Here is a 249-nt window from a genome sequence, read left to right as displayed (position 1 = left end):
TCAGTCTGCTCATACCCTGCAGATCATCAGCTGGTTGCCGTCCGGGTCTTTGAACACAAACCAATGGCCGCCCACGATGTCCGTGACTCTCTCCGCGCCGAGCGAATCGACGAAAGCGAGCGAAGCCCCGAGATCCGGCGTCGGCAGCATCCCCACGGGCGTATCGATCGGCGCCGCGCCACCGGGCCCGCTGCCGCCCCACTTCGGCATCGCATCAAGGACAATGTCCGCGCCGGCCAGCGGCAGCAC

The 249-nt window shown here is 66.3% G+C and carries 1 protein-coding gene; it reads right to left on the bottom strand.

Features of this window, described 5'->3' with window-relative positions:
* Positions 1–9 precede the first annotated feature (9 nt).
* Positions 10–249, bottom strand: a 240-nt coding sequence (locus tag KVT38_RS33960) for a VOC family protein (protein ID WP_217598111.1), incomplete at its 5' end; no start/stop codon positions are given.

Source organism: Cohnella sp. GbtcB17 (assembly GCF_019091135.1).
Taxonomy (GTDB): domain Bacteria; phylum Bacillota; class Bacilli; order Paenibacillales; family Paenibacillaceae; genus Cohnella.
This window is presented reverse-complemented; position numbering and strand designations above follow the sequence as displayed.